Here is a 10566-nt window from a genome sequence, read left to right as displayed (position 1 = left end):
ACTGTGTGCTCGCCTGACCACTGCCATTAGTCACCGAACTGGTGATGTTCAGGTTACCCAGAGTGGTATTCCAGGTTACGGTCACTCCGGAGACCGGCAGGTTCGTACGGCTGTCCACTACCGTTGCGGTCAGCGCCGCCGCATCAGTACCATCATTAACGATGCTGTCCTTGTCACTGGTCAGGCTACTGACCACATAATTGACCGATTTATCCTCCACGGTAATGGTCAGTGTGGCGCGGTTGCCATTATCCAGCTGTGCCGTCACGGTGGCAGTCCCTTCCTGCTCCGCCGTTAACTGTGTGCTCGCCTGACCACTGCCATTAGTCACCGAACTGGTGATGTTCAGGTTACCCAGAGTGGTATTCCAGGTTACGGTCACTCCGGAGACCGGCAGGTTCGTACGGCTGTCCACTACCGTTGCCGTCAGCGCCGCCGCATCAGTACCATCATTAAAGATGCTGTCCTTGTCACTGGTCAGGCTACTGACCACATAGTTGACCGATTTATCCTCTACGGTAATGGTCAGGGTGGCGCGGCTGCCATTATCCAGCTGTGCCGTTACGGTGGCAGTCCCTTCCTGCTCCGCCGTTAACTGTGTGCTCGCCTGACCACTGCCGTTAGTCACCGAACTGGTGATGTTCAGGTTACCCAGAGTGGTATTCCAGGTTACGGTCACTCCGGAGACCGGCAGGTTCGTACGGCTGTCCACTACCGTTGCCGTCAGCGCCGCCGCATCAGTACCATCATTAACGATGCTGTCCTTGTCACTGGTCAGGCTACTGACCACATAGTTGACCGATTTATCCTCCACGGTAATGGTCAGTGTGGCGCGGTTGCCATTATCCAGCTGTGCCGTTACGGTGGCAGTCCCTTCCTGCTCCGCCGTTAACTGTGTGCTCGCCTGACCACTGCCGTTAGTCACCGAACTGGTGATGTTCAGGTTACCCAGGGTGGTATTCCAGGTCACGGTCACTCCGGAGACCGGCAGGTTCGTGCTGCTGTCCACCACCGTTGCGGTCAGGGTGGCCGAATCAGCATCATCATTAACAATGCTGCTCTTATCACTGGACAGGCTATCGATATAAATGTAGGAAACAGTAATATTCGCCTGAGCCGTGCTACCGTTATCCAGCGTAGCGGTTACCAAAGCAGTACCGTCATCTGTTGATGTTAATTGCGTAGTGGCTTGCCCTGCGGCATTTGTCACTGATTCAGCCTCACTCAGTGTTCCCACAGAGGTGCTCCAGCTCACTATTACCCCTTCTGCGGCAACCCCGTTTGCATCTACTACTGTTGCTGTCAGAGTGGCTGCGTCCGTCCCTGTATCATAGATAGTGCTTTTATCATAGTTCAGGCTTTCTATATGCCAGGCAGAGGGGAATGTCCCCGTCAGCAGCACGTCGAATTCTCCTGCTTCACTTCCTGGCTGCATATCCACAAACTGCCAGTCTTCCGGCACTGTACTCTCATCAAGTATAAGTAATGGTTGCTGCAATGCTTCGTTCCACACAGCCGTTACTTCCGTATTCACTCGCCAATCCGCTGTGCCATCCTGATTAAGCACCCCAACATTTACTGCGATTGGGGCAGCACTATTCGTTTTGTCGAAAACGACCAGAACGCCTTCCTGCGCCACACCCTCTAAAGTCAGTGATGCCATGGCGTACGTTTCTGATAAAGGCCAGTTCTGTGCGGCGCTCAATACAACTCGTGAGCCAGGATCATTGGGTGTGAGTCGTACCCGCACGACGACATCATTATCCCCTAGAGCAATGCCTTGTATTTGGGGCGAAGAAAGTGGGTAATCTGCACTAATATCTGGCACATCCTGCGAATAATAGCTGTCACGATAAGATCGATAATCAAAAAGGGTATTGTTCGGATCAAATACCGTGTGGCCCAGCAGACGCAGGCCGTTCATTCTTGCAGAGTCGTATTGCCACAGGTAATTCAGGGTACGTAAGGTGTGTGCCTGATGCTCTGCCAGTTTTTCCTCCGTTCCTTGATAATTTGCTTGTGGGTACATGCTTAGTCCAGAACTCGCTGCCCCGTCATTCAGTGTTACCAGCCAGCAACCATCTGTCTGCTGGATCGGCGTACCAAAGAGCCAGTCGAATGGGATGTCTGCATCAGGAGTAATAACCGGTACGCCGTTCACTAAACTGACCGTCAAGGATCCTTGACCATTGAATGTTGCTGTTCCATCACCGTTCAGGCTACCGTATTGCACATTAATGGTTTGCATAGCACCTGATGAAGGTAATATTGCCAGCACACCGGTTTGAGTTCGAATTGCTGCGCTGGTATATGCCAACGGATAGGTTTGGCTCATCACCAGTACAGCATCATTACTATCAGTCGTGTTCACCTGAACGTTAATCTGAATATCGCTCTCATCCAGGGACAACAACTGTACTGGCGAACTTCCGGTGAATACTTCACTAAAATCCGGCGTGTCTTGGGTCAAACGAAGGAGCTGATAGCTGTTATAGTGATAGAAGGTATCCACCACGTTGAAAGATGAGTAAAGCAGTACAGGCAACTCACTGAGGCGCACTGAACGCCATAGCCAGCCTGCGCCGGAGTTAACCTGAATCGATTCATGCGCGGAAAACTTAAGGTGACTCCCCGTATAATCCTGCTGGTTATATAAAACGCCAGCATGGGATACAGCACCTCCGCTGAGGGTTACTCGCCAACTTCCATCCGCTTGTTTGACCGGCGTATGGAAGGTCCAGCCCTCCGGTAGACCGGTCATGTTGCCGAAGACCAATTGTGTGCCGTCCCTGGTCATATCTAAACTTCCGTTTGTGCTCCATTCGACCTGACCATTGGTGTCATTAAATTTCCCAAATATGAGTTCTACATGAGTTGAACTCCCCGCCGTTGTACCAATAAACCCCAGTGCTCCGGGAATATTTGGTGCAGCTAATGTTGTCTGCTGTGTTGCGCTACCGGGAACGAATGCGGTCGCTGCGTAAGTGTCCAGGCCGACGAAGGGACCTTCCAGTTCGACAATCACCGGAACGGCGAGAGTATTGTCCAGACCCAGATACTGTAGTGGGTACTGGGATGATGGGTAAGCTGTTTCCAGGACCGGAAGGCTGGCACTGACGTAGCTTTCAGTGTGGCCTGAGTAGCTTTGTGTCAGATTTCCGGGGTTCACATTACTCCAGATGTAGGGGCGCATAATACTGTCCCCTACCGATACGGATCGTTCAAACCAGTCAGCTGCATCTGAAGCAATAATACCGGATTCACCATGATTAACTGGCGTATTATTGCCAATATAGTTTGGTAAGGAGTAAAAAACCAATAAGCTGGTATTCGATTTTATAGGGTTCATAGGAGAGACTCTTATTATCTTACAAGGCCGGAGGGAACGATACGAAAACAGTGCTGGTGACAACAGTAGAGCCGGGAGCTTCCGGAAGACTGATCGTTACCGTCACACTTTCTGAGGTCAGATCTGTCAAATCGACGCTACCGGTACCATCATCATAAAGTTGCACATCCGCCACTGGCCATGGATATCCTATGAAGGATGCGTTGCTATCGGTAATATCTACTCTGGCTATCCTAATGTCAGAAGAGGTTAGCGTGTTGATATAAACACTTGCCGCTGAACGACCATTTGCAGCAACGCCTGTCGTCACGGCATATCCTGATAGTGCGCCCGTGCCAGGCAGATAGTTTCCAAATGTCATATCTACCTGAGTAGCAACAGATGGATTATCAGTAATATTGGCATTCACAACAACAGCCCCTTGAATAAGGCTGTAAACATGTAATACTGCGAGTCCCTGCTGGTCCAAATTACCCGACCAGACACTCTCACCGTTCTCATCGAAGAAAGCAATCCCTGTGAGAGAAATCGTTACATTAGCCCCTGCCGGTCCTGATACTGTCAGAGTATTCATTGGCTTAATTAATGTACTGGTGTTTTCCCAGAATGGTGCTCCTGTAGCAGCATTTAGATAGAGCTGATCTGTATCCTGAGTCATAATAATTACCTCTGTTGGATTTGATTCTGACATTCCGCCAGCGATAAATGTCACGCTGTAATGTCCGATAGCGTAGCCATTGCCGATAGGAGAAATAAATTCAGGTGGGATTATTTCGGTAAAGTTTCCTGATTGAATATCCTGGGCAAGGACTGTATGAATTGCACTCCAGGCAGTACCCGAAATCGGTGTGACGCCATCCTCAAGGTATCCCTGCCACCACAGGCTTACACTATCCCCGGCAGCCATGCCCTGATAGCTAATTTGCATTGGCGTGCCATCAGCGTATTCCGTTTCATCAATGACTCCATCACTTGTTGCTTCGGGGAATACCGGTGCGGTAAGCAGTTGGGTGTGGGTAGTATCAACATTGACGGTTGCTGCAGCAGAAACCCCATTATCACCATTAGAAAATACGACAGAATAATAGGCCTGTCCCTGTCCGATACCCACGGGGGTGATCGCAGAAGAAGGAACCTGAATGCTAAAGCCTGTCTCCACTTCAGTCGCTACGACAGTATGGAGTTGAACATCTTGCGTATCGCTGATTGGTTCGTTGTTCTGATAACCTTGCCAGACAATGGTCACTGCATCCCCCGCAGTAATCCCTGTATAGGCCGGAATTTTTACGGGAGTACCATCTACAGCTTCGCTGTATGTGATCCAGCCATCGTTTCCTTCCGGAAACAGAGGTGCCGGAAGTGTGGTCTGAGTCATATCGATGTTCACAGTCGCGCTGACAGAGCTAACCGGAAGGCCACCACTAACAGGTTGTACGGCATACCAGGCTGTAGCCGTACCCTTACCAACAGAAGTAACGAAGGGAGCATCAATCAAAACATTAAAACCATCTACAATTTCTGCAGCCGTTACGGTATGCGTCAGCGTATCAACGCTGTCAGGTATCGTATTGCCATTGACATCCGAGCCCACCCAGTACACGGATACAAAGTCCCCCTCGGTGATATTGCTATATGCAGGAACTTTTACGGGAGTGTTGCTATCCACGACAGCATCACTGCTTAGCGTATTTGCGATAGCTTCAGGAAAGGTCGGTGCGGGTAAGGTACCGGTATCAGTGCTTTGCACTAATGCCGTAACAATAGCGGATGCCGCAGTATTTCCTGCCTGGTCAAGCCGGGTGTACCATAGCGGGTAGCTGCCATCGGTAACCATTTGTTGAGGAACAGTAACCTCCCAGGGGAACTCGCTGGAAGGATCATCTACATCTATATACAGTAATCCTATCTGAAAACCGTTCCAGTAGAGGGTCAGGTAGTCACCTTTGGCAGAATGCTCAGATTCGGAGATGACAATAAGCACCCCCCCTGCTTCAACTAAATCATTTTTATCAATAACACCGTCTTCCGCCATTTGGGGAAGTGATGGGGGTACAAGTACATCTGCTTCCTGATTATCTGTTTTCATAATAATCCCACTTATTGTTTAAGAGAGAAAACAACCCCGTTTCCGGGGTTGTGCCAGAGAAATCAGGCTTTATGGTTGAACGTCCACATTGATGGTTGCGGCGACCGATAATTGATCGCTTTCACCCGAGACAGGAGTGAGTTGGTAGTAGGCCTGGGCAGTCCCCTTGACAATTGGCATAATGTAATCAGTTGGTACAATTTCGCTGCAGCTTCCTGCTGCGAAATCCTCTGAAGTGACAAGGTGGTCAACTTCATAGAGCGAAGCAGAGATTGCGATACCGCTCTGATCATAGCCCTGCCAAACCAGATGTACCGAGTCTCCGACAGCTAAGCCATTCCACATCATATTAACTGGGGTGCCGCCGTCACTATTGGCTTCATTAAGGTTAATCCACCCATCAGTTCCTTCAGGGAAACTCGGTTCTGTTAATGTGCCCGGCAGGTTACCGCCGCTAACAGAAACATCCAGCGGAGTGGACACATCAATGTTGCCTGCGATATCAGTATGTTCATAGAACAGTTCATAATCGCCGTCGGCCAAACATGCAGGAGGGAAATTGGCTGTAACATTCAGAGAAATAGGGAAGTCAGTCTCCAGATCGGTAATCTCAACGGTATAACTATGGATTTCATCCCAATGGAAGATAACGATATCCCCCAAAGCCGCATTCGCATATTCGTTAATGATGACCTGCACATCCTCAGCCAGGTCATACTGATCAAGCTCATTATCCATACCATTAGGGACAAAAGGCTGTGGCAAGCTAGCGTCATAATAACGCACAACTGCAGGCACTGAGCTGGTACCCACCGTTGCCGTGACCGCCAGAACACCGCTGGCCGGGGAGGTGACAGTAACATTCGCGATACCACTATCATCGGTATCTGAAGTTTGAGCGTCCAGGATAGACATATCGTCGGCACTCCAGGTCACAGTCTCACCGGCGGGTGCTGGAGCACCTGTCGCATCGACGAGTGCCGCAGAAACAACGACACTTGTGCCAGGTGCTGCGACGATCGGATCAGCGCTAACAGAATTGACGGTGTATTCGCTGACTACAGCAGTGAAAGTAACGCTGGTAGTAGCAGTAGCAGTAGATACATCATTCGAAGTCGCAACAATATCCGCTGTTGGGATAGCGACAGAGCTGGTGATTGTCATTGTGGCAATACCTGATGCATCTGTCATTGAAGTTGCCGCAGCAAATACAACATTGGTATCAGTTGAAGTCCAATTAATAACAGAATCCACTGCTGCTGGGGAGTCATCGTCATTAGTTACAGTTGCGGTACAGGTGATAGTTGTGGTTCCATCAGCAGGTACAGTTGCAGGATTTGGATCAGTGCTCAGAACGATAGTGGCGATAGTAGCCATAAATACTTCCTCATAAATGAATTAGTTGGTCGGTTGTGAAAATATGTTGTCGAATGAGTCAGAGCAGTAAACCTAGAGGGCGTACAACATGTTTCGACAGAAAAAGTGTACTCATTCATGAATAAAAAAATTGGGCAAAAAAAGGAAAAAAGATGTGCAAAATAGAGACGTAATTGCAAAGGGGGGGAGAATTTCAATCTGATTCCGACTTATTTTCTCTTTGAGCGAAAATAAGCCATTTTAGCTGCAAAAAATAATTTCAAAGATAGTGATTAGATGTTTAACATGAAAAAAAATCACCTCGTATGACCTGCATATGATTATGCGAGATATTTTTTTGTGTGATTTGCTGAGAAATCAATCAATTCTTCAATTACCTGAGAATTGACAAGGGTGGACAAGCCTCCCATATATCTAATATCACCTATGGCTATTTTCCGTAGTATGCACCGCAAAATTTTACCAGACCTGAACTTAATCGATGACCTGATACATTGAATACATCATCAACACGGCACGTAATCCAACAATATCCATCTTTGTCTCGACAGACGCCATCGCCGCTAAAATACATTCCTTTGAGTTGTACCATTCCCATACCTCCGGATTGATAGGTTCACCAACAGTTCCAGGAATACGTAAAGAGCGACGGTGAGTCCCTTCAATAGCTTCATCTCGTGCAGACAGGCTGTACGGCAAGCACAGATGTGTCAGCTACAGCCATACAACCAGGCGTCGCAGATGCACGATGACCTTGAGCGTATGGCCGTCATTCTGGCGTTCATCGCGGTACGAGTGCTGGCGTTGTGCCAGAGAGGTCTGAGTGAAGAAACGCTGAACGGCAGCTGCGAGCAGGTACTGAGTCCTGTGGAATGGAAGCTCCTGTGGGTCAAACAGGAAGGGAAAGCACGCCAGAGTGTGCTTGACAAATGTTTGCTGGATCTTCTGAAGAGACTAGCGCTACCTTTCCTTCAATTGCATAAACTGGAGATGTGCTAAGAACGAACAGCATAATATGTAAAATTAAAGCACAAAATGTATTTACATTTGTTAAAATTGGATGGTTTGGAAACATTTTTTTACCACTAAAATCGATTGCTGAACAAAAATAAATGCCACGTATCAAATTAACATAAATAAAAATCAATATAATAGTGTATAAAATCCTTTGCCATTAACTAGTGCTGCAGCACACTATACCTAATGAATAAAATTCTAAATGTTAATTTTGCATCTCAGATGTGCTATTTGTGCTTATGCCAATTTATCATATTAAATTATTTATATTTACAAAAAAAACACAAGCATTGAGAATAATTACCTACGTTACTTTTTATTGATATCACTGAACATGCACATCAACAAAATGAATGTATCAGTTATTGCTCAAACCATAACCTCATTTTGGCCCAATAATTTGTCTCTTTTGTAATAACCTTACATTAACGCTTGAACTGAATGAGATTTTCATATGAACTTATTACTCTCAAAGAAATTACGTTATTTTATGGTAGCAATGGAAACACGTTGTATTAATACTGCTGCTGAAGAATTATGCATCACGCGTTCACCTCTAGCTAAACTGATTTATGAACTTGAGTCCAGGTTAGATAGTAAACTGTTTACCAGAAGATATAATATTCTTGAACCTACCCCCTTCGCTATAAAATTTTATGAAAGAATAAAACCAACATATGATCTCCTCTCTTCAATGGAAAAAGAATATCTAAACAAAGGCTGCCCTCCAAGTATAGAGATCTTATTCGGTGCTGGGATACCTCATTGTCTTTACCAGCACTATATTCAGCAGCTAAAAGAATTAAACATTGCCTTCACTCATAGACAAATAATTATAACACCAGAAGAGCTATCATCTGTTGCACAAAAAACTGAAACAATATTATTCAGCTACAAGGAATATCATTGTCCTCAAAATGTCAAAATGAAATCTATAAAAGATGAATGTCTTTATATTTTAGCATCAACGTCAATTTCTGACAGTGATTTACAAAACAGGTGTCGTATGAAAGATATTCCACTCTATATCAGTGCACGTGATCACTCAAGTAAGATGAAAGGCATACTTAGTTTCTTAATATCAGAATCCTTTCCATCAATCTCAATTAAAGAAAGCTCGCAAGATTACTCTTCGGCACTATATGCCGTCGCAACGGGGAAAGCGATGCTGTTTATGTCAGAGGAGATGACGAAATGCTTTCAACTACCACAAACAAGAAAAATTAAAGTACCAGACATCACATTGCAACATCGTTTGTATATAAACAAAGAAATAAAAAATATAGCTTCATTGAAGATGATTGAAAAGATATTGACAACATCAATATACTAATTACATTACATAAAAAAACCTCTCAAATTATCATATTATATGAGAGGCTGCATGCTTTAATAATTAATTTCATGATACTCACCCACACACATGTTTACTGGGATAGCTATGTGTGTGGATATTTTTCACTAGCAATAACCGTAAGTATATGTGCCTGAAATACTCTCAGTAATGGCAATCCAATTGAAGATGAAATCGAAGATGCTGAGAGAACAGTTAATGCTGTTAGATCTGCGTCCATGCATATCAAACCGCTCACAACGCCAGTAAATGAGGCGACAATTAAATGTGACAATATTCCATTGATGCGTACTCCTTGTTCACTATCATCTCTATTTATAACATAAGATACTCCCCCTCCCCATAATGAAAATGAGAAAGCAGCAACATATAATAAAATCTGATATTTCATGGTATACTCCTCATAAAACAATTTATTTCGATTAAGTGTAGTCATTGTCATGCAAAATAAATCCAAAGAGAAATTTGATCAGAGATTTCTTTGTGTACCATTGTAAAGAATAATAATGGCATTTAATCATTAAAATGAGCTATAAGAGTGTGCTGGTTTTGAACACTCGAGTCCTGATATGTAGGATTAATTAACCAGCGTAATAATTATGTGAAAGCATGCGGTTGTAGATGATTATTAACCTAAACACCAGCAATCATGTGAGATTATTCCTCTCTGTCGAAAGACATGTATCGCCAGTATTATCTGGTTTCGCTGGCGCTGTGCCAGAAGAACCTTATCGGTTTCGCTTTATCCCAGAGGAGTCCTCTGCGAGGGCTCCTGAAACTGGAGTGGATCCCGAACTATAAGCACACCAGTTTTCGTTCCACGCACTTTTTGAGCGTTCCGGTTGTTTGAGACGACGATTTTCGTCCTCAAGATTTTTCATCTTTTTGATATCAGAAGCTTCCATACCGCCGTACTTTGCTTTCCAGTTCTAAATAGCTGCGCTTAATACCGCTACACTTTTGCCTGACCATGTTTTCCTCCGGGGAATGGGCTGACTGTTTCCATAAAATGGTGAACCTTTCTCAGCAGTTGCCACATTGTCCGGCACTGATGATTCCGGGTTATCGTGTCGTGCAGCGCCTGCCAGAGCCGCTCAACATGATTCACCCACGGCGAGTAAACCGGTTGGTAAATTACCCTGAACTTGGGATTTGATTTCAACCAGCGCAACGTTTCACGGCTTTTATGGATGATGTCGTTATCCACGATGAGGGTGATTGTTTTCGCCCGCCGGTATGTCGCTTTCAGATGCGTTAACAGACTAATAAATAATGATGAACTTTTGCTGCTGCCACCTACGTAGCTCACTTTTCCCGTACCACTGTGCAGCGCTCCGGCCAGATAATATTTTTCATTCTGCCCTGGAGCCACCACTCGTTTTT

General features: G+C 45.7%; 6 protein-coding genes and 3 pseudogenes. 2 read left to right on the top strand and 7 right to left on the bottom strand.

Going from position 1 to position 10566, the window contains the following annotated elements:
- From ACLW56_RS24485 to ACLW56_RS24470, 4 genes and pseudogenes are all read right to left on the bottom strand, one after another.
- On the bottom strand, window positions 1–3193 hold a 3193-nt coding region (locus ACLW56_RS24485; RefSeq protein ID WP_330986224.1), incomplete at its 3' end, for an Ig-like domain-containing protein.
- Between the two features lie 175 nt (window positions 3194–3368).
- The gene (locus ACLW56_RS24480; RefSeq protein WP_330986223.1) at window positions 3369–5435 is read right to left on the bottom strand and encodes a hypothetical protein; all 2067 of its coding nucleotides are present in this window, start codon (window positions 5433–5435) and stop codon (window positions 3369–3371) included.
- Between the two features lie 69 nt (window positions 5436–5504).
- Entirely contained in the window at window positions 5505–6812 is a 1308-nt protein-coding gene (locus tag ACLW56_RS24475; protein WP_330986222.1) for an Ig-like domain-containing protein, read from the bottom strand.
- Window positions 6813–7269: 457 nt separating this feature from the next.
- Window positions 7270–7487: pseudogene (locus ACLW56_RS24470) on the bottom strand (hypothetical protein); the annotation flags it as partial.
- 63 nt (window positions 7488–7550) lie between these two features.
- Here ACLW56_RS24470 and ACLW56_RS24465 point away from each other — a divergent pair.
- Together ACLW56_RS24465 and ACLW56_RS24460 are read left to right on the top strand one after the other, a co-directional pair.
- A pseudogene (locus tag ACLW56_RS24465) lies at window positions 7551–7718 on the top strand (IS4 family transposase); the annotation flags it as partial.
- Window positions 7719–8283: 565 nt separating this feature from the next.
- Window positions 8284–9162, top strand: a complete 879-nt coding sequence (locus tag ACLW56_RS24460) for a LysR family transcriptional regulator (protein WP_330986221.1) — start codon at window positions 8284–8286, stop codon at window positions 9160–9162.
- Between the two features lie 106 nt (window positions 9163–9268).
- Here ACLW56_RS24460 and ACLW56_RS24455 read toward each other — a convergent pair whose 3' ends face one another.
- The 3 genes and pseudogenes from ACLW56_RS24455 to ACLW56_RS24445 all read right to left on the bottom strand — a co-directional run.
- Complete coding sequence (locus ACLW56_RS24455) at window positions 9269–9574, bottom strand: phage holin family protein (protein WP_330986220.1); 306 nt, start codon at window positions 9572–9574, stop codon at window positions 9269–9271.
- Between the two features lie 451 nt (window positions 9575–10025).
- Window positions 10026–10112, bottom strand: a pseudogene (locus ACLW56_RS24450) (transposase); the annotation flags it as partial.
- Between the two features lie 23 nt (window positions 10113–10135).
- The coding region (locus tag ACLW56_RS24445) for an IS630 family transposase (protein ID WP_330986219.1) at window positions 10136–10566 on the bottom strand (431 nt) is incomplete at its 5' end.

Origin of the sequence: Pantoea sp. sgz302252 (assembly GCF_047713085.1) — a bacterium.
Taxonomy (GTDB): domain Bacteria; phylum Pseudomonadota; class Gammaproteobacteria; order Enterobacterales; family Enterobacteriaceae; genus Scandinavium.
This window is presented reverse-complemented; position numbering and strand designations above follow the sequence as displayed.